This window comes from Rhizobium sp. BR 249 (assembly GCF_047445895.1).
Classification (GTDB): domain Bacteria; phylum Pseudomonadota; class Alphaproteobacteria; order Rhizobiales; family Rhizobiaceae; genus Rhizobium.
The window spans coordinates 15,021-37,999 of record NZ_JARWKX010000030.1; the positions used below are offsets into that span (position 1 = coordinate 15,021).

The following is a 22,979-nucleotide window of genomic DNA, read 5'->3' on the forward strand; positions in this document are numbered from 1 at the left end:
CATTCGGCTGAGGATTATAACGCAGGGGAAGGCGGGCCGGGGACAAATTCAGTCCCCGGCCGTTGCTTCCTCAGGCTTCGAGCCAGACATATTCCGCGAAGGCATAACCCATCTGGCCGCCGAGCGGGCTGGGCTCCAGGCCCTTGAGCTTGGCGCTGGTCGCGTCGACGTTGGAGAGATAGGCCGGAATGATCGTGCCGGCCTGCTCGGCGACCATGCCCTGCATCTCGTTGTAGATGGCCTTGCGCTTGTCCTGATCGAGCAGGCCGCGCGCTTCTATCAGCATCTTGTCGAACTTCTCCGACTTGTACTGGCTTTCGTTCCAGGGCGCGTCCGATGCATAGAGCAGCGAGAACAGGATGTCGGGCGTCGGGCGCGGGTTGATGTTGCCGAAATGAACCGGCGCCTTGAGCCAGTAATTGTCCCAGTAGCCGTCCGACGGAACGCGCTGGACGTCGAGCTTCATGCCGATCTCGGCGCCCGCGGCCTGGATGATCATGGCCATGTCGATCGAGGAGTTTGCGGCTTCCGAAGCGATGACCGGGATCGACTGGCCGAGAACGCCGGCCTTCTGGAAGAGGAACTTCGCCTTATCAGGGTCGAAGCTCTTCGGTTTCAGATTGGCGTCGCGGTAGAAGTTGACGGGAGAAACCGGCTGGTCGTTGCCGACTTCGCCCAAGCCCCGCAGCGCCGATTTGACGATCTGCTCGCGGTTGACGAGATATTTCATGCCTTCGATGAAGGACTGCTTGCTGCCCGGCTCCATGTCGAGCCGGATGTTCAGATTGGTATAGTTGCCGGAGGTCGTCTTCGACAGCACGAAGCCGGCGCCCTGGCTTTCAATAAGGCGCATCGAGCGCGGATTGATCGAGGCGGCGAGATGGATGTCGCCCGACAGCAGCGCGTTGACGCGGGCATTGTCGTCGCTGATCGCGAAATATTCGAAGGAATCGACGTTCGGGCCGGATTTCCAGTAGTTCTTGTTCTTGATGCCGACGGAGCGGACGCCGGGCTCGAACACTTCCTTGACGAAAGCGCCGGTGCCGTTGGCCTTGGAGAAATCGGTGGTGCCGTCGGCGACGATCATGAAGTGATGCATCGACAGGATCGTCGGCAGGTCGGCGTTCGGATTGGCGAGCGTGATCTCGGCGGTCTGTTTGTCGATCGCCTTCACGCCAGATATCTGCGCGGCGATCTTGGCGACCTTGGAGCCGACGGCCGGATCAAGGTGGCGCTTCAGCGAGAAGACGACGTCGTCCGCGGTCAGAGGCTTGCCGTCATGGAAGGTCACGCCGCTGCGCAGCTTGACGGTCCAGACTTTCGCGTCCTTGGATTCGATCGCCTCGGCAAGCTCCATCTGCGGCGTGCCCGTCTTATCGAGGAAGGTCAGGCGATTGTAGAAGGAGCAGCAGCGCACATAATCGGTCGAGAGCGAAGCCTTCGCCGGGTCGAGCGTGTCGGCCGTCGAGGACGACCAGCCGGCCGCCTTGAGCGCGCCGCCGGCAACCGGTGTCGCCGCAACCGCTTTCGAGGCGCGGCCGAGGATCAGCCCGCCGGCGGACATGGCGACGCCGCCTGCCAGCATCATCTGCAGAAGCTCCCGCCGGGTTGCGCCGCGGCGGATGGCATTTTCGATCGTTGCGTCGTCAGACGCGGTCCAGTTGGTAATTCTATCGGTCATGTCATTCCCCTTTTGTCATCTGGTTGGGGGCTGCCCGTCTCCACGCGGGCTTGGCCCAGGTCGGGTCGTCCTGCGGATCAGCTCCGCGCTGCGGCCACGGCTTCGGCAAGGCCGGCCATGGATGTAAAATGGTAGTCGGGCTCGGTGAATTCGGCCGGCTCGATGGTGCCGCCATATCCCTTCTGCGCGTGGCGGCGCTCGATCCAGCAATTGGTCATGCCGAGCGCACGCGAGACGCCGATGTCATGATATTGGCTCTGGGCCACGTGCAGAATATCGCTTTTCGACGCGCCCTCGGCAGCCACGAAATCAAAGACGCTCTCGAAGAAGGCCGGGTCCGGCTTTTCCGTGCCGGTATCGTCAGCCGTGAAAGCGGCATGGAACGGGTTGCCGAGTGCCGCGGAAAAATGGTCGAAAGCCCAGCGGCGGGCATTCGTCATGGCGATCAGGCGGTAGTCGCGGGCAAGCCGCGCCATCGCGGCCGCGCTGTCGGGAAATGCCTTCCAGGTCCTGGCGGAATCGCGCAGCCGCTCGCCATAGGCCTTGTCGGCGGGCAGGCCGAGCTCCGGCGCGATTGCGAGATAGACGCGCACGAGATCGTCGGGAAAAAGCGAGGCATTCTCGCTGTAGCGGGCGGCGCGATAAAGCGTCAGCGCCCGCTCGCCATCGATCGTCACGTCAGCTTCGGCAGCGATCTCCTGAAGGCAGGACTTCAGGCCGCCCTCGAAATCGATCAGCGTTCCGACGACGTCGAAACTCATATATTTGAATTCAGGCAGAGACTTCGTCATGTCGTGTCCCCAGTGTCGGGCGCAAGCGGCATGAACTGCCGCCGCTTCGCAAAAATCTATGTCGTTCCCAAGCCCGGCTTTGCCCCGGGTCCTTATGATGAGCCCCTATTTTTTAGGGGTGCTTGGCTTCTGCTCACTTGGAGTTTGGCACCTTCTCGGCATGGATTGCGCCGAATAGACGCCGTGATGCGGCACAAAATTCTGAATATCGGCATCAGGCGGTATTTCGCCGGCTGAGCTTTAATCCCTCAGCGCCCGCCTGACGTCGGGGTCCTCCAATGTCTGGTCGAGCGTCCTGAGGGTCTTTTCCAGGATCGCATCGATGTCGGCGTCGGTGCAGCAGAGCGGCGGGGCATAACCGAGAACGCCGTTGGCGAAGGCGCGGATCACCAGGCCGTTCTCCCAGGCGCGGTCGAAAATCCGCCGGGCGGGCTGGGCTTCGGCGGGAAGCGGCGTGCGGGCGCTCTTATCGGTCACGAGCTCGATTGCCGCCAACATGCCGCGTCCGCGCACGTCGCCGACCAGCGGATGATCCCTCATCGCCTCGAGGCCCGCCATCAGCCGGGCTCCGGCCTTTACCCCGTTTTCCAGCAGGCCGCCCTCATAGAGCTTCAGCACTTCGAGCGCGACGGCGGCGCTGACCGGATGGGCGGAATAGGTATAGCCGTGACCGACCGCCGAAGCGCCGGCGCCCTCGGCAATCGCCTGGTAGACATGGTCCGCCATGAAGACCGCGCCCATCGGCACATAGCCCGATGTCAGCCCCTTGGCGGTGGTGATGAAGTCGGGAACGACCTCCTCTTCCGAGCAGGCAAACAGCGGCCCGGTGCGGCCGAAGCCGGTGATCACCTCGTCGGCGACGAAAAGAATGTCGAGCTCGCGGCAGAGGTCGCGCATGGCCTTCAGCCAGCCCTTGGGCGGCACGATGACGCCGCCGGAACCCTGGATCGGTTCGGCATAGAATGCCGCGACGCGATCGGCACCGATCGCCTCCACCTTGGCCCGCAGAGCGGCAAGCGATGCCGCGATGATCGCCTGCGGATCATCACCGACCGGGTTGCGATAGGGGTAGGGCGACGGAATTTTATGCTGCCAGTCGAAGGGGATGCCGAAGCCGGCATGGAAGTTCGGCAGCGCGGTCAGCCCCGCACCGACCGTCGAGGAGCCGTGATAACCCTGCTCCAGCGAGATGAACTGGTCGCGCTGCGGCTTGCCGCGGGCGATCCAGTAATAGCGGATGAAGCGGATCGTGCTGTCGACGGCGTCGGAACCGCCAAGCGTGAAATAGATGTGGCTTAGATCGCCCGGCGCGCGCTCGGCAAGCTCGGCGGCAAGGCGGATGGCGGGTTCGGAGCCCAGGCCGAAATAGGCCGTCGCATAGGGCAGTTCGCGCATCTGGCGCGTCGCCGCCTCGACGATCGATTCATGGCCATAGCCGGCATTGACGCACCAGAGGCCGGCAAAGCCGTCGATCAGCTGGCGGCCGTAAGCATCGGTCACCGTCGCCCCCTTGGCGGATGCCAACACCCGCACGCCCTGCGCTTCATGGCTGCGATAGGAGGCCACGGGATGAACGAGATGGGCGCGGTCGAGCTCGATGAGGGAATTGCTGTACATGGATGTCTCCTGCTTCAGCCGAGGGCCTGATTGACAAGGGCGAAAGTGGTCGCGGACGGATCGGCGTCGCGCGGAATCACCGGCTTGGTGATTGGGATCAGCGGTTTCGCCATGGCGATTCCACCGCCGACATGGGCGAGGCCCTGTGCGGCAAGCCAGGGCGCCAATCCGCTGTCGTCTGTCGTGTCGACGCGCAGAAACCCTCCCGGCCGCCGGGCGATGAAATGCGCGGCAAGGGCTTGGGCATCGTCGAGACCGGCGGCGACGATGGGGCCGATGACCTCGCCGCGGCCGAAGGCGCGAAGTGCCGCGAAGCCGCAGACGCGGCCGTCCCGGCGTATCACCGCGAATTCACCTGCCTTGGCGAGATGGGCGAGCAAGCGCCCGCGACCGGCGCCGAAGGCGCGGCGGTCGAGTGCGCTGATGGCATCCATATCGGCGGCGGTCGCAGCCTCCGTCCCCCGCAGAGCGGCAATCTCTCCTGCCACGCCCTGGTGCTGCCGGATCGCGCCCGTCTCCCTGAAGCCGAGCTTTTCATAGAGCGGCAGCCCTTGCTCCGTCGCGACCAGCCGCAACGGACGGCTGCCGGCGATCTCCAAGGCGGCGTCCATCAGCTTGCGGCCAAGGCCGCGCCCGCGCATCGCCTCGTCGACGATCACCATGTTGATGGTGGCGCAGTCGGCCTCGTACATCGTCGTCAGCACGGTTGCGACGACCCGGCCCTCTTCGATCGCGACCACGCCTTCGCTGAGGGCAAGGGCCATCTGCCAGTCCTCCAGCCGGTGCGGCCAGCCCGCTTGGCGGGAGAGCTGGACTGCGGCCTCCAGGTGTTCCGGGCCGAAAGCCACGAGATCGATCTGACGTGTCTGCATTGCGATGTCCTTCATCTCTTGCCGCAAAGTTTGGTGCAGGATCGACCGGCAGATCGTCTGAAGGCGGCGATCCCGGCAGTATCTTATAGCGTTGCTCGGACGGCCCGCCGCATCTTATGCTGGCAGGCGCGGGCGCATCACGAACCTCTCCGGCAATATGGCCAGCAACGGCGGCGGCCGCGCACAACCTTCTGCCAAAGCCGGCTCGGGATACGAAACATTCTGCTTCGGCGGTCCGGATTTCAGATGAGCGGACGCTCTGGCCGCAGCCTATGATGAGAGCAGCTGGAACATCAGGGATACCGTCATGGCTCACTTCCGTCCGAAATACATCACCTTCGACTGCTACGGCACGCTGACGAACTTCCAAATGGCGGAAGCCGCCCGCGATCTCTATGGCGAGCAGCTGAGCGAACCCCGCATGCTGGAGTTCATCCGGAACTTCGCCGCCTATCGTCTCGACGAGATCCTCGGCGACTGGAAGCCTTACAATGAGGTCGTGCACAATTCGCTCGAACGGGCCTGCAAGCGCAACGGCATAATATTCCGCGAGGAAGCCGCGCGGATGGTCTATGAGCGTGTGCCGAGCTGGGGGCCGCATCCGGACGTTCCGGCCGGCCTTGCCAAGGTCGCCAAGGAAATCCCGCTGGTGATCCTTTCCAACGCCATGAACGCGCAGATCATGTCGAATGTCGAAAAGCTCGGCGCACCGTTCCATGCGGTCTATACCGCTCAGCAGGCCAATGCCTACAAGCCGCGCTTCCAGGCCTTCGAATATATGTTCGACATGCTGGGCTGCGGGCCGGAGGACATCCTCCATTGTTCGTCGTCCTTCCGCTACGACCTGATGTCGGCCCATGATCTCGGGATCAAGAACAAGGTCTGGGTCAATCGCGGCCACGAGCCCGCCAACCCCTATTACGGCTATGTCGAAATTCCCGATATTTCGGGACTGCCCGGCGTCGTCGGGCTCTGAGGGAGAGCCGCGGCATGAAGCTCCAATCCTACTGGCACGACACCGCTCCGGCCTTCGCCAACGCCGCACAGGGACCTGTGGAAGGCCATTATGACGTCGCGGTCGTCGGCGCCGGCTTTACCGGGCTTGCCGCGGCCCGCCAGCTCGCCAAGGCGGGTGTTCGCGTCATCGTGCTGGAGGCCGAGGTGGTCGGCTGGGGAGCCTCGGGGCGCAATGGCGGCCATCTCAACAACGGCCTTGCCCACAGCTTCATCGGCGCCAAGGCCGAACTCGGCAAGGAGCGCGCCATCGCGCTCTACCAGGCGCTCGACGCTTCGATCGACACCATCGAGGCGATCATCGCCGAGGAGGGGATCGACTGCAATTTCCGCCGCGCCGGGAAACTGAAGCTCGCCTCCAAGCCGCAGCATTACGATGCGATCGCCCGCAATTTCGAGGCTATTCATGCCGAGGTCGATCCCGAGACCGCGCTCCTGTCGGCGAGCGACCTGAAAAGCGAGGTCGGCGCGCCCTTCCATGGCGCGATGCTGTCGAAAAAGAGCGCCATGATGCATATGGGTCGTTATGTCGTCGGCTTGGCGGAGGCCGCCAGACGCCATGGCGCGACGATCGTCGAAGGTGCCGCCGTCAGCGACCATCGCCAGGCGGACGGAAGACATGTCCTGAAGACAGCCAAGGGCGTCGTGACGGCCGACCATGTGCTGATTGCGACGGGCGCCTATACGACGCCCAATTTCGGCTATTTCCGCCGCCGCATCATTCCCGTTGGCAGTTTCATCATCGCCACACGACCGCTGACGGAGACGGAAATCGCGGCGACCATGCCCGGCAACCGCACCTGCGTGAACTCGATGAATATCGGCAATTACTGGCGCCTCGCGCCGGATAATCGGCTGATCTTCGGGGGGAGGGCGCGCTTCTCGGCCACCTCGGATCAGCGTTCGGACGCCAAAAGCGGCACGATCCTGCATGACAGCCTCGCCCGCATCTTCCCGCAGCTTGCCCATGTCGAGATCGATTATTGCTGGGGCGGGCTGGTGGATATGACTAGGGATCGTTATCCCCGCGCCGGATATCAGGACGGCGTCTGGTATGCGATGGGTTATTCCGGCCATGGGGCGCAGCTCTCCACCCATCTCGGAATGACGATCGCCGACGCGATCCTCGGCCGCCCGGACCATAATCCGCTCAAGGGCCTGGAATGGCCGGCGGTTCCCGGCCATTTCGGCAAGCCCTGGTTCCTGCCGCTGGTGGGGCTCTATTACAAGATGCTCGACAAGGTTCAGTAGGCCGGCCGGCTGTGCAGCTCAAGGGGTCGCGAAAGCAACTCCCAGACTGCTGACAATCCGTTGCAAAATCCACGACGTCATCCCAGGCCTTGTGCCGGATCTGCTCCGGCCCACTTAAGTGTCTGAACGTAAAGCGTTTTCATGTCAAACAATTGCAGTGGTCAGATGCTCGGCACAAGGCCGAGCATGACGGAGGGGACTTGCCTGGTCAGGCGAGGCCGCCGATATGGAAGGACTTCAGTTCCAGATATTCCTCGATGCCGGCCTGCGCGCCTTCGCGGCCGAGCCCCGATTGCTTGACACCGCCGAACGGGGCGACCTCGGTCGAGATGGCGCCGGTGTTGAGGCCGACCATGCCGAATTCGAGCGCTTCGCCGACCCGCCAGGCGCGCTTCAGGCTTTCCGTATAGAAATAGGCCGCAAGGCCGTAAGGCGTGCCGTTGGCAATCACAAGCGCCTCCTCCTCGGTCTCGAAGCGGAAGAGCGGCGCGACCGGACCGAAGGTCTCTTCACCGGCGAGCTGCATGTCGGTGGTGGCGCCGGTCAGGACCATGGGCGCGGTATATTGCCGGCCGGCCGGCAGCTCCGCCCTCCTGGTGACGATCGCGGCCCCTTTGGCAAGCGCATCCTCGACATGGCGGTTGATCTTGGCGATCGCCGCCTCGTTGATCATCGGTCCGATCGCGACGCCCGCTTCCGTTCCCGGCCCGACCTTCATCGCATCGACGCGGGCGGCAAGCTTCCTGGCGAATTCATCATAGACGCCGGCCTGGACGAGAATGCGGTTGGCGCAGACGCAGGTCTGGCCGCCATTGCGGAATTTCGAGACGATCGCGCCCTCGACGGCCGCGTCGATATCGGCATCGTCGAAAACGATGAACGGGGCATTGCCGCCGAGTTCCAGGGAAAGCCGTTTGACGCTGTCGGCAGCACCGCGCATCAGCAGCGAGCCGACGCGGGTCGAGCCGGTGAAGGAAATCTTGCGGACGGTCTCGTTGGCCATGATCTCGTTGCCGATCCCTGTCGGCATGCCGGTGACGATGTTGATCACGCCGGCCGGAATACCGGCCTTTTCGGCAAGCCAGCCGATGGCGAGCGCCGAGAAAGGCGTGAATTCGGAAGGCTTGATGACGACGGTGCAGCCGGCGGCAAGGGCCGGCGCCACCTTGCGGGTGATCATCGCATTGGGGAAATTCCAGGGCGTGATGATGCCGCAGACGCCGATCGGCTCCTTCAGCACGACGATACGCCGGTCAGGCGTGGGCGACGGGATGGTGTGCCCGCCGATGCGGCGAGCTTCCTCGGCAAACCATTTCACGAAGGAGGCGCCGTAGCGGATTTCGCCGCGTGCCTCGTCGAGCGGCTTGCCCTGTTCCGTGGTCAGGATCAGCGCGAGATCTTCGATGTGTTCGATCATCAGCGCGTGCCATGCCTCGAGAAGTGCTGCGCGCTCGGCATGCGTCCTCTTCTTCCACGGGCCATAGGCCGCTTCCGCGGCCTCGATCGCTGCCCGCGTTTCAGCCGCTCCCATGTCAGGGACCGTGCCGATGATCGCCTGGGTGGCCGGATCGATGACGTCGACGCTGTTGCCGGATGCGGCAGGAATCCACTTTCCGCCGATAAGCGCCTGTTGCCTGATGAGGCCGGCTTCCTTCACGTTTTGCATCTGTCTGTCCCCGATGACGAAATTAGAGCTGAGCGAGAATGGAGGCGGTGATCGCCTCGGTCCTGTCCTTGCCCGGAACCGTGCCGATGCCGCAGGCCGTGGTCCATTCGATCGCCTTGATGATGGCGCCGGCCGCGGCCTTCTCCCCGAGATGGTCGAGCATCATGGCGCCGGACCAGATGGCGGCGATGGGATTGGCGATGCCGAGATGGGCGATATCAGGAGCCGATCCGTGCACCGGTTCGAACATCGACGGCGCGCTGCGATCCGGATTGATGTTGGCCGAGGCGGCAAAGCCGAGCCCGCCCTGGATGGCGGCGCCGAGATCGGTCAGTATATCGCCGAAGAGATTGGAGGCGACGACCACGTCGAGGCTTTCCGGCGCCATCACCATGCGCGCCGCCATGGCGTCGATGTGATAGCTCGTCACTTCGACATCGGCATATTCGCCGGCAAGCTTGTGGGTGATCTCGTCCCAGAAGACCATCGAGAATTTCTGAGCGTTCGATTTCGTCACCGAGGCGAGCTTGCCGCGGCGGGCGCGCGCCTGTTCGAAGGCGAAGCGCAGGATGCGCTCGACGCCCGCGCGGGTGAAGATCGAGGTCTCGACGGCGACCTCATCGGCCGTGCCCTGATGGACGCGGCCGCCGGCGCCGGAATATTCGCCCTCGGTGTTTTCGCGGATGCAGAGGATGTCGAAGCCTGCGGACCTCAGCGGACCCTGCACGCCGGGCAGCAGGCGATGGGGACGGATATTGGCATATTGCACGAAGCTCTTGCGGATCGGCAGCAACAGGCCGTGCAGCGAAACCGAATCCGGCACCTCAGCCGGCCATCCCACAGCGCCGAGCAGGATGGCGTCGAAGCCGCGCAGCGTCTCGATGCCGTCGGCCGGCATCATCGCGCCGGTCTGCTTGTAGAAGGTGCAGGACCAGGGAAATTCCGTGCCGTCGAGCGAAAAGCCGGCCTTGTCGGCCGCCTTCTGCAGAACCGACCAGGCGGCTGCGGTGACATCTTTTCCGATACCGTCGCCGGGAATGAGAGCGATCCGATAGGTTGTCATGGAATTTCCTCTTAAAGACTGATCAAGACGCTCTTGCTCTTGCGATTGGCATGATAGGCCTCGCGGCCGAGATCCTTGCCGATGCCCGACTGCTTGTAGCCGCCGGTGGGAAGGATATGGTCGCGCGAGCGGTTGTACCGATTGACCCAGACCGTTCCGGCCTGCAGGCGGCGCGTGAGCCGGATCGCCCGGGAAAGATCGCGGGTGAAGAGCCCGGCCGCGAGGCCGTAGGTCGGATGGTCCGCCAGCGCCAGCGCCTCTTCCTCGTCCCGGAACGTCTGAAGCGTCAGCACGGGGCCGAAAATCTCTTCGGTGACGGCGGGCGAGTTACCGTCGATGCCGGCGATCAGGGTCGGCCTGTAGAAATAGCCGGGAGCATCCATCGGCAGGCCGCCCGTCAGGCATTCGCCGCCGGCTTCGATGGCCGCCGAGACGATTGCATGGATACGATCCTGCTGCTTCTCTGAAATGATTGGCGAATATTGTGCAGCGCCATCCCAGGTCGGAGCGGCAGCGGCGGTCTTCATCCGGGCGATGATCGCTTCCACGAGCTGCCCGGCGGCGGCTTCCTCGACGATGAGGCGGGAGCCGGCAACGCAGGCCTGGCCGGCATTGCTCATGATGCCGGCTGCAATCGCGGCCGCCGCCTTGTCGAGATCGGCATCGGCGAAGACGAGCTGCGGGCTCTTGCCGCCAAGCTCCAGCGTCATCGGCTTGACGCCCGTTCGGGCGATGTTTTCCATGATCGCCGATCCCGCGCGCGTCGAGCCGGTGAAGCTCACCTTGCCGATGTCGGGATGGCCGGTGATCGCCGTGCCGGTGATCGGCCCGTCCCCCAGCACGACATTGATCAGCCCAGCCGGCAGGCCGGCGCGAAGCGCGAGCTCGGCCAGATGAATGGTCGAAAAGGGCGTCATCTCGGAGGGTTTCAGAACCACCGCATTGCCGGCTGCAAGCGCTGGGCCGAGCTTCCACGCTGCCATCGATATCGGAAAATTCCATGGCGTGATCGCGCCGACGACGCCATATGGCTCCGTCATGATCATGCCGAGATTGCCGTCGTCGGTCGGCACGAGATCGCTGCCTTCCTTGTCGGCGAATTCGGCGAAGAAGCGGATCTGCTCCGCCGAAACCGCAATGTCGCCTTCCACCAAATGGCTGACGGGACGCGTCGACGAGAGCGCTTCCAGCCGCGCCAGATGTGGCGCTTCCTGCTCGATCAGGTCGGCCCAGCGATGCAGGACCTTCAGGCGCTCGCGTGGGCGAACGCCGCCCCAGTTGCTGTCTTTCAGCGCTGTTTTGGCCGATTGGACGGCCTGGTCGACCAGATCCTCGCCGGCAACAGGGCAACCGGCATAGGCCTTGCCGTCGGACGGGCGGCGCATGGGAAGGACACCGTCCGCCGGTATGAGGCGACCTCCCACGAGATGGCCGATGGGAAGGGAAAGGCTGTCGGGATCGAAACTCAGCGTCATGGCAATACCTCGGATCACTGAGAGCAAGGCTAGCCGATCGGCCGAAGTAGCTTGATCCGATGACGGCGGGGAGGGCAGCGGAAAAACCCGTTCTGCCGCCGCCCGACAGCTTATTGTTTGGCGCCCTCACGCCATGACGGTGACGTAGATCTTGCGGACCGTTTCGATGGTTTTCCAGACGCCGACGAAGCCGGGCTTCATGACGAAGCTGTCGCCCGCCTTGTAGACGACGGGATCGCCGCCTTCCCCAGTGATTTCGACGACGCCGGAGAGGATGTGGCAGAATTCGAAGGTCTCGCCCTTGATCGAGCGCGTGACGCCGGGGGTGGCTTCCCAGACGCCGGTATGAATCATCTCGCCGCGGGCGACGTCCTGCGCCCAGGTCTTGAACTCGGGATTGCCCGAGATCAGCCGCTCCGGCAATGGCAGGTTTTCGCGCGGCGCAAAGGACGGGTTCGGGTCGATGGTCTTGAGAAGCGACATGGGGTTTCCTTTCGAGGTTGAACTGTCAGTAGCCGCGACGCCGGTCGATCAAGCCGACCGGGTCCAATCCGGCACGCATCCGCTTGATGTTGTCGGCGACGGCGCGGGCAGCACTATGGGGTTGGGTGACGCTCGCGACATGAGGCGTGAGCATTATTCCGGGATGGTTCCAGAAGGCATGCTCCGCCGGCAGCGGCTCCGGATCGGTGACGTCGATCACGGCGCCGGAGAGATGTCCGCTGTCCAGCGCCGCGATCAGGGCTTCGTGGTCGAGCTGCGGCCCGCGGCCGGTATGAACCACCGCCGCGCCCTGCGGCAGGCCGGCGAAGAGGTCGGCGTCGAGAAAGCCGCGGGTCTCGTCGGTCAGCGGCAGGAGGCAGACCAGGATATCGGTCTCGGCCAGCATGGCCGCGAGCCCGGCATCGCCAGCGTGGCAGGTCACTCCCTCGATCTCGTGCTGCGACCGGCTCCAGCCCGACAGCGGAAAGCCGAAAGGCCTCAGCCGCTCGAGCACGGCCCGGCCAAGCACGCCGAGGCCGAGAACGCCGATGCGGCGCTCCGGCGCCTGGAGCTGGGGCAGGGCCTTCCAGACCCGATCGCGCTGCTGCCCGAGATAGGCGGGCAGGTTGCGGTGAAGCGCCAGCACGGCAAGCGTCACATATTCCTGCATCATGCGCACGATGCCTTCCTCGACCATACGCACCACCTTCACATGGTCAGGCACCTCGTCGATCTGGAACTGGTCGACCCCGGCGCCGATCGAAAACAGCACTTCGAGATTGCGGTAGCGCGGGAGGTCGGCGGGAACCGTCCAGCTGATCAGGTAGCGCACGGCGTCGGGATCGACGCTCGCAGGTTCCATCGAGAAAGGCAGATCCGGCAGTTCGCGCGCGAAGATCTCCTGGAAGACGGCGCCGCGGCGGGCATCGGAATTGAAGAGAAAGGTCATCGTCCGGGTTCCTTCTCGGGAAATCAGGCGCGGCAGCGGGCGGCAAGCGCCTCGACCATCGCCTGGCAGGCGGCAAGCTCGGTCATCAGGATGAACTCATCCGGCTTGTGAGCGCGGGCGATATCGCCCGGGCCGCAGATGATCGCATCCACGCCCGCTCGCTGATAGAGGCCGGCTTCCGTGCCGTAGCTGACGGCCGCGAGCGGCGCCTTGCCCGTCAATTCCTGCAGCAGACCGGCGAGCGGTGCGCCCGGCGGCAGCGAGAGAGCCGGATAGGCGCTGAGCACATCCCATTCGACGGCAAAACCCCGGGTCTTCAGGGCCTCCGCAGCCTCGCGCACACCGGCGAGCAGGGAGACGGGATCGACGCCGGATACCGCGCGCGCCTCCACTTCCAGGGTGCAGAGATCGGGAATGATGTTGACCGCCTGGCCGCCATGGATAGTTCCGGCCTGCAGCGACGAATAGGACGGTTCGAATGCCTCGTCGAACGGGCCTCTCGCCAAATCCTGGGCCGTGGCAATCGCCGCGTTCAGCACGTCGGCCATGGCATGCAGAGCGTTGAGGCCGAGGTCGGGCCGGGAGGAATGACCGGTGCGGCCCCTGACAGTGATGCGGGCGGCGGCCTTGCCCTTGTGGGCGAGGATCGCCTGCATGCCGCTCGGCTCGCCGATCACCGCGCCGAGCGGCGGCGCACAGAGATCGGGCAGCCGGGAAAGCAGATGAGGCACGCCGCGGCAGCCTGCCTCCTCGTCATAGGAAAAGGCGAGATGGACCGGGCGGGCAAGCGGGCTTGCCGTCAGCGCCGGCACGGCCGCGAGGACGGCGGCCAGGAACCCTTTCATATCTGATGTGCCGCGGCCGTAGAGCCGCTCGCCTTCGGCTCTCAGCACGAAGGGATCGGCGCTCCAGCCGGCTTCATTGGCGGGGACGACATCCATATGGCCGGAAAGGACGTAGCCCGGCTGATCGGAAGGGCCGATGGTCGCGAAGAGATTGGCCCGGTCGCCCTCGGGACCGGGCAGAATATGGGCTTCGATCCCGAAGGAGCGGAGATAGGCGTCGATCCAGCCGACGATGGCCTCGTTGAACGTGCCGACGACGGAGGGGAAGCCGATGAGCTTGCGGAGGATCTCGACCACCTGCATGGGCGTCCGCGGCAGGGTCTCGGAAGCGCTGTGCGTGCTGGCTTGAGAAGACATTCCCAACCTCTTTGAGTAAACGGCGACACCGCCGACTGGAATCTTTTCCAGGATGCGAGGCTTTAGATGCCGAAAGCTTCATCGATTTGGTTGATTGTTGCGCAGGCTTGGGATTGACCAGCGATTTCTGCCGGCGGCTTTCCTATAGTCTGGCTGGGAGGGGACGTCGGGACATGAGTCCGGCCGACGTTGTCATGGGGATCAATTTCTGGAGGAAGCGCGTGACCGCTGGGAAATCGAGACTGGTCGACAGCTTCGAAATGCGCATCGCCGACATCGATACGGTCGATCTCGAACAGTTGCATGCCCTGTCGATCGGCGTCGGCTGGCCGCACCGCGCCGACGACTGGCAATTCGTCCGCGAGATCGGCCAGGGCGTGGTGGCGCTGGATGAAGTCGGCCGCGTCTTGGGATCGGCCATGTGGTTTCCCTATGGCGTGGATTTCGCCACGATCGGCCTCGTCATCACCTCGCCTCGCCTGCAGGCCCGGGGCGCCGGCCAATGGCTGATGGACCACGTCCTCGCCGAGATTCCCCAGCGCAATCTCGGTCTGAACGCGACACGGGCGGCCAAACGCCTTTATCGGTCTCTCGACTTCACGATAGAGGCCGTCGTCTCCCAATGCCAGGGCGAGGCATCCTTGCCGCCTGATGTGCAAACACCGCCCGACGCCGAAATCCGGGCGCTGAAGAGGGCGGACCTCGCGGCCATAACCGCGCTGGACAAAGAGGCTTTCGGCGCGGATCGCGCCTCGCTGCTTGCCCGAATTCTTCCCTCGTCCAGCGGCCTCGGCTTAATCCGCAACGGAAAGATCGAAGCCTTTTCCTTCTGCCGCCGGTTCGGCCGCGGCCACGTGATCGGCCCGGTGGTGGCCGCGGGCGACGCCGACGCGATCGCCATCATCCGCCCGCATGTCGCGGAGCATGCCGGCAGATTCCTGCGGCTCGACACGCGTGAGAAGAGCGGAGCCTTTTCCGATTTCCTTTCGCATTGCGGCCTTTCCGTCTTCGACACCGTCACCACCATGTCGCGCGGCCGCCCCTGGCTCGAGGTGCGGGAGCATCGCGCGGGCACGCCGAAAATATACGCATTGGCCGGTCACGCGCTCGGCTGACTCATCTTTCTCGCCGCACTGCGCCGCCGCTCGGTCTCGGCAAGAAGATCGACGAAGGCGCGAACCTTTGCGGGACGAAACCGGGCCGGCGGAAATACCGCGTAGATACCGCCGCTCGGCAGCAGCCAGTCCGGGAACATCCGAACCAGCCGTCCCGACTGTACTTCGGCGGCAATCGAGAAATCGGGAAATATTCCGAGCCCGATGCCCGAGCGCATACAGGCGTAGACCGCTGCGGTCTTGTCACAGGTCACCAGCGGCGAAAACTCCGTCAGCACCTGCTCGTCTCCCCGTGAGAAGGATAAGCGGCCGATGTGCTTCAGCGCTTCATTGCCGATCCAGGGCAGCCGCGGCGTGTCAGCCGGCGAGACCGGCCCGAGCCGGGCCGCAAGGGCAGGGGAGGCGACCACGACCTGATGGAACGTGCCGATCTTGCGGGAGACATTGCTCGAATCGGCGAGCCATCCGACGCGGATGCCGAGATCCCGTTCGTCATCCACGAGATTGCTGACCATGTCGTCGAAATTGGCTTCCACCCGCATCTGCGGATAGGTCTTGAGATAGGTTGCGATCGTCTCCGCCACCACGGCAGTGCCGTAATCGAGAGGCGCGGTCAGCCGCAACAGGCCCGTCGGTTCCTCGGTGTGGCGCGCGACGTCGGCAAAGGCGGATTCGGCTTCCCTCAAGAGCTGGCTCGCGCGCTCGTAGAATTGCCGTCCGGCATCCGTGGGCCGCACCCGCCGCGTGCTTCTCACGAGAAGCGTGACGGCCAGTTCTTCTTCCAGCCTGCCGACCTGATGGCTGACAACCGCCTTGGCGACGTTCAGCCGATCCGCCGCCGCCGTGAACGAGCCGGCTTCGATGACGGTGGTGAAATAAGCCAGGCGGTTGAGGTTGAGAAGTTTTGACATGCAAATTGTCTGATCTGATCAGACAAAGAGTATGATTGATCCGTATTTATAGCAAGATCGATTGCTGGCAATCTGCCCCGGAATTCGAACCCGAGGTCATCCATGCAGACGCCCGTCATCTATCTCTTCGACCCATTGTGCGGCTGGTGTTATGGCGCGGCCCCCGTGCTCGACAAGCTCTCCGCCCTCGGCATGACGGTCGAGCACCTGCCGACCGGACTGTTCAGCGGCGCCGGCGCCCGGCCCATGGATCGCGGATTTGCCGGCTACGCCTGGCGCAACGATCAGCGGATCAACCAGTTGACCGGCCAGCCGTTCAGCCAAACCTATTTCGATCATGTGCTGAACGCCGAGAATACCCGCTTCGATTCCGGAGCCGCGACGCTTGGCATCGTCGCCGTCATGGCGACCGATCCGGGCGCCGAAGGGCTCGCGCTCAAGGCGCTTCAGACCGCTCGATATGTCGAGGGAGCCGACATCGTCACACATCATGGCGTGGCGGCCGTTTTGGACAAGGCAGGGTTTGCCAAAGCCGCCGCCCACCTCCAGCAGGCCGATGATGCGCTCTCCAAGACCCTTGCGGAGCTGGTAAAGCGCGGCGGCGGCACGCTGCGTTCGCTGCATGCGGACGGCGTTCCCGCGCTCGCGGTCCAAAAGGCCGGCAAGCTTCACCTGATCTCGTCGAATGCCCTCTTCGGCAGCTTCGACAGCCTCGTCACCCAGATCACCCATCCCTGAAACGAAAGGTCAAACCATGGCTAAAGTCGCTCTCATCGGCGCATCGGGAAAAGTAGGCGCCCGCCTTGCCAGCGAGCTCTCCAATCGCGGACACAGCGTCACCGGCATTGCCCGCCACCCGGAAAACATCGTGGCCTTGCCGAATGTCACGCCGGTGCGCGGCGATGTCGCCGACAAACAAGGCCTCGCTGAGCTTCTCAAAGGACACGACGCGGTCATTTCTTCCGTGCATTTCCTCGATAGCGATTACACCGTGCTCGTCGACGCCGTGCGCGCCTCCGGCGTGAAACGCTACCTGGTCGTCGGCGGCGCCGGCAGCCTGGAAATCGCTCCGGGCAAGCGCCTCGTCGATCAGCCCGAATTTCCTGCCATCTACAAGGCCGAAGCCCTCAAGGGTGGCGAGTTCCTGACCTATCTCAAGACGGTCGACGATCTCGACTGGACCTTCCTGTCGCCCTCGGCCCTCTTCGTCCCCGGCGAACGCACGGGGAACTTCCGTCTCGGCGAAGATCAGCTTCTGTCCAGCGACAAAGGCTCGACCATCTCGTTCGAAGATTATGCCATCGCCATGGTCGACGAACTGGAAAACCCGAAGAACATCCGCAAGCGCTTTACCGTCGGCTATTGATCGCCAGGCGTCCAGCCATCGGCCCACGGGACACGATCCAAGCAACAGGCTGCCGACATCGGCAGCCTTCGTCTGTTTGTGGGGGCCTCGAGGGCAGTCATCCGCCGCATGGCCGATTGCCGCAATCCCAGCCACCTATTGCGCAGCGCAAGGAGCGGTCGCGGCCGGCTCAGGCCCGTCGCTATTCCTGGCTATCGCCATTGCGCTGAACACGTTGCGGAGCTCCGCCACGGCCTTGTTGGCGAGCATGCCGATCGCCAGGCCGCCGGCGATGGCGAGCAGGTGAAAGACCGGAACCGGCAAGGCGCCGGCTGCCGGCGTCATCAGCAGCTCCGGTACGAAGCGGTGCAGCAGGTAGATGGGGAAGGCAGAGACCGCGATCAGCGTCACCACGCGGCCGAGCCACACCGGCAGGCGAATATGCGGCAGATGAAGAAGGGTGAGAAGCGCCGCGAAGATCGTCAGATACTTGATCGTCGTTCCAATCCAAACCGTTTCCCAGAAGGCGAGATAACCGAGCACGACCGCCGCAAGCGCCGTCAGGACCGTCCGCCGCGCCGCGCTGTCGGCAAGGCCCGCGCACCAGCCGAAGATGCCGAGGTAAAATCCCCAATAGATCGTGAAAATCTGCCGCTTGCCGATGTCGAAGACGGGCGGAAGGGAAAAGCGCGCGGCGACAGCCAGTCCCAGCAGGCCAAGCGAAAAGGCAAAGGGTCTTGCCCGCGCGAGTTTGCGCACCGCAGGCACGGCGAAAATGAGCGACAAGACGAGAAGCGTCTGCGCATAGGCTTCGATGAACCAGTAGAGATAGGGAACCATCTCGTGGCGCTCCGGATCGGCATAGCCGAAATTGCCGGTCAGCGTGATCGAGGCCCAGGGAACCGTCCGCCACGCGAGCGCATAGGCGGCGACGATGAAGAAATAGGGAATGAGAACGTTGATGGCGGGGCGCAGCGCATGGCGGAACTGGCCGGCGAGGAAATGGGCTGATTGGAAGCGCGCCAGGCTGAAGCCGACGAGGAGCAGCATGACGCCCGATCCGCCGGGAATGGGCCACAGCATCTCGTGGTGCACCACCACCAGCAGGATGGCCATCGCCCTCAGGACCAGGTCGGTCGGCAACGCCCTGATGTCGGCAAGCCGGGAGGAGCGTGTTGCCCTCAGGCAAGTGTCGAGTTCGGCGATCCGCATATGCGCCCAGCCTTCCGGCAGGTCGACGCCGAGCCGGTCGAATTCCATGGTCAATTGCAGGAAGCGCAGGGAATCGCCGCCGAGCGAGACGAAGCTGTCATTGCGGCCGACGGTGAGGGGATAGAAGACGTGGGCATAGGCTTCGAGCACGCCGACCGCCGCCGGACGGCTTTTCTCGCGTGTCTTGCGCATCTCCTCCCCAAGCCTGTCATAATCGATCTTGCCGGAGGCAAGCCTTGGCAGGTTCGGTTGCTCGGCAACGGAGATCAGGTTCGCGGGAAGATGGCTCGCCTGCGCAAGGATCCGCCGCGCCCGGTCGGCCACGCCCGCTTCAGTCACATAGGCCTGCAGACCTTCATCGTCACCCACCACCGCAGCCGCGATGCCGGCCTCCGCCAGAGCCTGCTCCATGATGTCGAAGCCGATCCTCAGGCCCGCGACCTTGGCGAAACGGCTTTTGCGCCCGACGATGCGGAAGAAACCCTGCTCGTCGCGGACGGCGATATCGCCGGTATGCAGCGCCTCGACCTCGGCCGGGCGCGCGAGATCGGAGCGATCCGCACCGTAACCCATCATCACGTTCGGGCCGGAATAGACGAGTTCTCCAGCGGCACCCGGCCGGTCGACCGGTTTTCCGTCATCATCGACAAGACTGAGGCTGCCGCCGGATATGGCGATGCCGATCCGCTCTTCATTGTCCGACAGGCTCTCCGGCGGGACGAAGGCGATACGGGCCGCAGCCTCGGTCTGGCCGTACATGACGAAGAAGCGGCCGCCGCAGGCGCGCATGTGGTCCCGATAGAGGCGAATGCGTTCGGGAGCGAGCCTTCCGCCGGCCACCGTCATGAAGCGCAGCGCCTTGAGCTCAGCCGTCCGGAAGCGCGTCTTTTCCATGAGTTCATAGGAATAAGGCACGCCCGAAAAATTGGTGCAGCCGCTTTCGCCGATCACGCGTGCGAAATCGTCGCTCATCACGGAGACGCCGGGGAAGAAAATGCTGCCGCCGGCGATCAGGTGAGAATGGAGGACGGAGAGCCCATAGGAGTAGTGAAGCGGCAGGACGAGGGCAGCCCTGTCGGCCGGGGAAAGGTCGAGATAACCCGCGATCGAACGCGCATTGGCGTCGAGACTGGCATAGGAAAGGCGCACGGCCTTGGCAGCGCCCGAGCTGCCGGAAGTCATCAGCACGAGAGCGAGATCGGGATGAAGTTGCTGCGCGCTCCGCGCAGGCCGGCTTTCATCGATCAGGCGCCAGCGGCCGTCGACCGGCCGGAAGGTGAAGTCGGGCCGAAAGGCTGCAAGAAAATCACTCCATAGCCGGTCGTCGCATGGGGGCAGCATGGCGACCGCATGGCCTGCCCGCAGCGCGCCCAGATAGGCGACGATCATATGCTCCGAGGTTTCCGCCGAGATCGCGACAAGCCGCTTTTCTCCCCGGCCCAGCCGCTCGGCAAACCGCAAGGTTCGCGCGTTGAGATCGGCATATGAAAGCGTCCGCCCGTCGGCGAAGACAAGCGCCGGGCGATCATCCGCGCGAAGGATTTCTGACAAGATGTCGACAGGGATCATGCTCATGCTTCAGGTTGCCGGAAAACTTGCCGAAGCGCCTATAATCCTTGAGTATCACAGTCAACTACTAGCGGCGTGACCCATTATTTTTTGATGTTGATCGGCCGCTTTCCTGCCCACTCGCGAAAGCATGGCAACCGGCAGGATGCCGACCGCCACGATGGCCAATGCGACCAGAGACGCTTCCTCATATGTGCCGCGAGCCGCCTCGCCGTAGAGATGCGTCGCGAACGTCTCGAAGTTGAGAGGCCTGAGGAGCAGGGTCGCAGGCAGTTCCTTGACGCAATCGACGAAAACAAGGAGCGCCCCGGTGGCGAGCGCCGTTTTGGAGAGCGGCAAATGCACATTCATGAAGGTCTGGTTGGCCGTCTTGCCGAGGGTCCGGGACGCATGATCGAGCGACAGTGGTATGCGGGACAGCCCCGCATCGATGCTTCCGGCCGAGATGGCAAGGAAGCGAACGACATAGACATAGATCAGGGCCGCCCCCGAACCCATCAGCAGCAGGCCGGTCGAATATCCGAACCATCGTTGTGCCGTCTGATCGACGATCCTGTCGAAAGAGGCGAGCACGATCAGGGAACCGATCGCGATCACCGTGCCGGGTGCTGCATAACCCATGGTCGAAAGGCGATAGGTCCAGCCGGTAAGCGCGCCCGGCCTCAGCCGGCCCGCATAGGCGATCACCACGCCGAGAACCACGGCCAGAACCGTGGCGATCGAAGCAAAGCTCAATGTATTCAGAGCTTCCACGGCGAGCCGGTCCGAAATGCCCGTGAAGTTCCAGCGTTTGAAAGCCTCGACGGCGAGATAGAGGCCGGGAATGGCAAAGCCGATCAGTGCGGGCAGGATGCCGAGGGCAAACAGGGCTGGAGAACGCCAGCCATGGACCCGGCGCGGTGCAGCCGGATTGAAGCGCTGCGTCCCCGTGCTGTAGCGCTGCTTTCGCCGTGCCCAGCGCTCGAGAGACACGAGCAGGACGACGAGAAACAGAAGAAGCAGGGCGATCTGCGAAGCGCCCGGCAGATCGGAGCGTGTGACCCAGGTCGAATAGATCGATACCGTCAGCGTGCGGATGCCGAGAAACTCGGATGCGCCGATGTCGTTCAGCGTTTCCATCAGGGCAAGGCTGATCCCGACGGCGATGGCAGGCCGGGCAAGGGGCAGCGCCACTTTCCACAGCACGGCGCGTTGGGTTACGCCAAGCGTCCGTGCAGCCTCGATGAGATTTGCGGACTGCGTGACGAACATCGCCCGCGTCGGAAGATAGACATAGGGGTAGAGCACGAAGCCGAGCAGGAAGATGCAGCCCGGCATCGAGCGAATGTCGGGGAGCCGGAATTCCCGGGGACTGGAATAGCCGAACATCCAGCGGATCGCGCCTTGGAAGGCGCCGAGCGGATGGAGGATATCGAGATAGGCATAGGCAATGATGTAGGACGGCACGGCCAGCGGAAGCAGCACCACCCATTCGAGCAGCGCTCTGCCCCGAAAGTCATAAGCCGTCACCAGCCACGCAAGCATCGTCCCGACAATTCCGCTCACCGCCGCCACTCCCGCAAGCAGTATCAGCGTGTTGACGAACGTGATCGGCAGGACGGTGGCGGCGAGGTGGCTCCAGAGCCCGTTTGACGGGAGCGCCGCCTGAGAGGCGATCCCGAGAACGGGAAGCAGAACGAGTACGGCAACCAGGCAGGATGCCCGCGTCCAACCCGAGAGATGGTTACGGCGCTTAGCTATCGAAGCCGACCTTGTCGACCAGTTCGCTCGCCTGCTTGCGGTGGCGCACCACTTCGCCGAGCGGCGTCTTGTCGATGGTCAGTTTGCCGAATGACTCGATGATGGGATCGGCCGCGACGCCTGCCTTCACCGGATATTCGTAGTTCGCCTCGGCGTAGATCTTCTGCGCTTCGTCGGAAACCAGATATTCGAGGAGCTTGATCGCCTCGTCCTTGTTCTTGGCGTGCTTGGCGACGGCCGCGCCGCTGATGTTCACCTGCGTGCCGCCCTCCTTGAAGGTCGGCAGGACGACCTTGATCGCCTGGCCCCAGGCAACCTGATCCTCGCCGCCCTTGCCCGAGCGCATCAGCCCGACATAATAGGAATTGGCGATACCGATATCGCATATGCCGCCGAGAATATCCTTGGCAACATCGCGGTCGCCGCCGGCTGCCTTGCGCGCCAGGTTCGCCTTGACGCCCGCCAGCCACTTTTCGGTTTCCTCCGCCCCGTAATGCGCGATGTAATCGGCAATCAAAGCGGTGTTGTAGGGGTGCTGGCCCGGCCGGATGCAGATCTTGCCCTTCCAGGCGGAATCGGCGAGCTGCTCGTAGTTGAAAGTTGCCAGGTCGAGGTCCTTCGCCGCGTAGAGAACGCGCGCCCTGTAGGAAAGGCCGAACCAATGACCGTCTGGGTCTCGGAGCTGGGATGGGACGGCATCGGTCAGGACAGCGGACTGGATGGGCTGCGTGACGCCTTTCTCGACCAGGTCGACGAGGTTGCCGGCGTCAACCGCCATCAAAATGTCTGCGGGTGAACTTTCCCCTTCGCTTGCAACACGCTCCGGCAATCCGTCCTTCAGGAAAACGGTGTTGACCGTGATGCCGGTCGACTCGGTGAAAGCTTCGAGGAGAGGCTTGACCAGGCCGGGTTCCCGGGTGGTGTAGATATTGACCTCAGCAGCGGTCGCGGCAAGCGGAAGTGCCGCAGAGATAGCCAGGCCGAGAGTGAAGCGTACGAACATCGAGAGTCCCCCTAACTCGA

Annotated in this window: 19 protein-coding genes; 5 read left to right on the forward strand and 14 right to left on the reverse strand. The window is 63.8% G+C overall.

Annotation, left to right across the window (positions count from 1 at the left end; translation table 11 throughout):
* Positions 1-70: 70 nt before the first annotated feature.
* The 4 genes from QD408_RS23340 to QD408_RS23355 all read right to left on the reverse strand — a co-directional run bounded on the left by QD408_RS23340 (position 71) and on the right by QD408_RS23355 (position 4,961).
* Complete coding sequence (locus QD408_RS23340) at positions 71-1,681, reverse strand: ABC transporter substrate-binding protein (RefSeq protein WP_088681490.1); 1,611 nt, start codon at positions 1,679-1,681, stop codon at positions 71-73.
* A gap of 77 nt (positions 1,682-1,758) precedes the next feature.
* A complete protein-coding gene (locus QD408_RS23345; RefSeq protein WP_088681491.1) occupies positions 1,759-2,472 on the reverse strand; it encodes an HAD-IA family hydrolase in 714 nt (237 codons plus the stop codon).
* 240 nt (positions 2,473-2,712) lie between these two features.
* Complete coding sequence (locus tag QD408_RS23350) at positions 2,713-4,089, reverse strand: aspartate aminotransferase family protein (protein WP_414140920.1); 1,377 nt, start codon at positions 4,087-4,089, stop codon at positions 2,713-2,715.
* A 14-nt stretch (positions 4,090-4,103) separates the two neighbouring features.
* On the reverse strand, positions 4,104-4,961 hold the full coding sequence (locus QD408_RS23355) for a GNAT family N-acetyltransferase (RefSeq protein WP_414140921.1): 858 nt from the start codon (positions 4,959-4,961) through the stop codon (positions 4,104-4,106).
* Between the two features lie 307 nt (positions 4,962-5,268).
* Between QD408_RS23355 and QD408_RS23360 the strand changes: the two genes are divergently transcribed.
* Both QD408_RS23360 and QD408_RS23365 read left to right on the forward strand, forming a co-directional pair.
* Entirely contained in the window at positions 5,269-5,937 is a 669-nt protein-coding gene (locus QD408_RS23360; protein ID WP_088681493.1) for a haloacid dehalogenase type II, read from the forward strand.
* A 14-nt stretch (positions 5,938-5,951) separates the two neighbouring features.
* Positions 5,952-7,226 (forward strand): NAD(P)/FAD-dependent oxidoreductase, encoded by a 1,275-nt coding sequence (locus QD408_RS23365; protein ID WP_414140922.1) that lies wholly within the window; start codon positions 5,952-5,954, stop codon positions 7,224-7,226.
* Positions 7,227-7,434: 208 nt separating this feature from the next.
* Here QD408_RS23365 and QD408_RS23370 read toward each other — a convergent pair whose 3' ends face one another.
* The 6 genes from QD408_RS23370 to argE form a co-directional block, all read right to left on the reverse strand.
* Positions 7,435-8,892: an NAD-dependent succinate-semialdehyde dehydrogenase gene (locus QD408_RS23370; protein ID WP_414140923.1), complete on the reverse strand. Its 1,458-nt coding sequence runs from the start codon at positions 8,890-8,892 to the stop codon at positions 7,435-7,437.
* A gap of 22 nt (positions 8,893-8,914) precedes the next feature.
* On the reverse strand, positions 8,915-9,955 hold the full coding sequence (locus QD408_RS23375; protein ID WP_414140924.1) for a tartrate dehydrogenase: 1,041 nt from the start codon (positions 9,953-9,955) through the stop codon (positions 8,915-8,917).
* 11 nt (positions 9,956-9,966) lie between these two features.
* Positions 9,967-11,430 carry an aldehyde dehydrogenase family protein gene (locus tag QD408_RS23380; RefSeq protein WP_414140925.1) on the reverse strand — a complete coding sequence of 488 codons (1,464 nt, stop codon included), beginning with the start codon at positions 11,428-11,430 and terminating at the stop codon, positions 9,967-9,969.
* Positions 11,431-11,556: 126 nt separating this feature from the next.
* Entirely contained in the window at positions 11,557-11,913 is a 357-nt protein-coding gene (locus QD408_RS23385) for a cupin domain-containing protein (RefSeq protein WP_088681498.1), read from the reverse strand.
* Positions 11,914-11,938: 25 nt separating this feature from the next.
* The gene (locus tag QD408_RS23390; protein ID WP_414140926.1) at positions 11,939-12,862 is read right to left on the reverse strand and encodes a 2-hydroxyacid dehydrogenase; all 924 of its coding nucleotides are present in this window, start codon (positions 12,860-12,862) and stop codon (positions 11,939-11,941) included.
* A gap of 23 nt (positions 12,863-12,885) precedes the next feature.
* Positions 12,886-14,010 (reverse strand): acetylornithine deacetylase, encoded by a 1,125-nt coding sequence (argE, locus tag QD408_RS23395; RefSeq protein ID WP_414140950.1) that lies wholly within the window; start codon positions 14,008-14,010, stop codon positions 12,886-12,888.
* Between the two features lie 248 nt (positions 14,011-14,258).
* Between argE and QD408_RS23400 the strand changes: the two genes are divergently transcribed.
* Positions 14,259-15,179, forward strand: a complete 921-nt coding sequence (locus QD408_RS23400) for a GNAT family N-acetyltransferase (protein WP_414140951.1) — start codon at positions 14,259-14,261, stop codon at positions 15,177-15,179.
* Here QD408_RS23400 and QD408_RS23405 read toward each other — a convergent pair.
* A complete protein-coding gene (locus QD408_RS23405; RefSeq protein WP_414140927.1) occupies positions 15,164-16,090 on the reverse strand; it encodes a LysR family transcriptional regulator in 927 nt (308 codons plus the stop codon). The genes QD408_RS23400 and QD408_RS23405 overlap by 16 nt on opposite strands.
* 102 nt (positions 16,091-16,192) lie before the next feature.
* On the opposite strand from QD408_RS23405, the gene QD408_RS23410 reads away from it, so the two are divergent.
* Together QD408_RS23410 and QD408_RS23415 are read left to right on the forward strand one after the other, a co-directional pair.
* On the forward strand, positions 16,193-16,828 hold the full coding sequence (locus QD408_RS23410) for a DsbA family protein (RefSeq protein ID WP_414140928.1): 636 nt from the start codon (positions 16,193-16,195) through the stop codon (positions 16,826-16,828).
* Between the two features lie 16 nt (positions 16,829-16,844).
* Positions 16,845-17,456, forward strand: a complete 612-nt coding sequence (locus tag QD408_RS23415; protein ID WP_414140929.1) for an NAD(P)-dependent oxidoreductase — start codon at positions 16,845-16,847, stop codon at positions 17,454-17,456.
* Positions 17,457-17,591: 135 nt separating this feature from the next.
* Here QD408_RS23415 and QD408_RS23420 read toward each other — a convergent pair whose 3' ends face one another.
* The 3 genes from QD408_RS23420 to QD408_RS23430 are packed head-to-tail and all read right to left on the reverse strand — an operon-like array spanning position 17,592 to position 22,959.
* Entirely contained in the window at positions 17,592-20,222 is a 2,631-nt protein-coding gene (locus QD408_RS23420) for an AMP-binding protein (RefSeq protein WP_414140930.1), read from the reverse strand.
* 54 nt (positions 20,223-20,276) lie between these two features.
* The gene (locus QD408_RS23425) at positions 20,277-21,956 is read right to left on the reverse strand and encodes an ABC transporter permease (RefSeq protein ID WP_414140952.1); all 1,680 of its coding nucleotides are present in this window, start codon (positions 21,954-21,956) and stop codon (positions 20,277-20,279) included.
* Entirely contained in the window at positions 21,949-22,959 is a 1,011-nt protein-coding gene (locus QD408_RS23430; RefSeq protein WP_414140931.1) for a Fe(3+) ABC transporter substrate-binding protein, read from the reverse strand. Before QD408_RS23430 ends, QD408_RS23425 begins: the two co-directional genes overlap by 8 nt.
* Between the last annotated feature and the right edge of the window lie 20 nt (positions 22,960-22,979).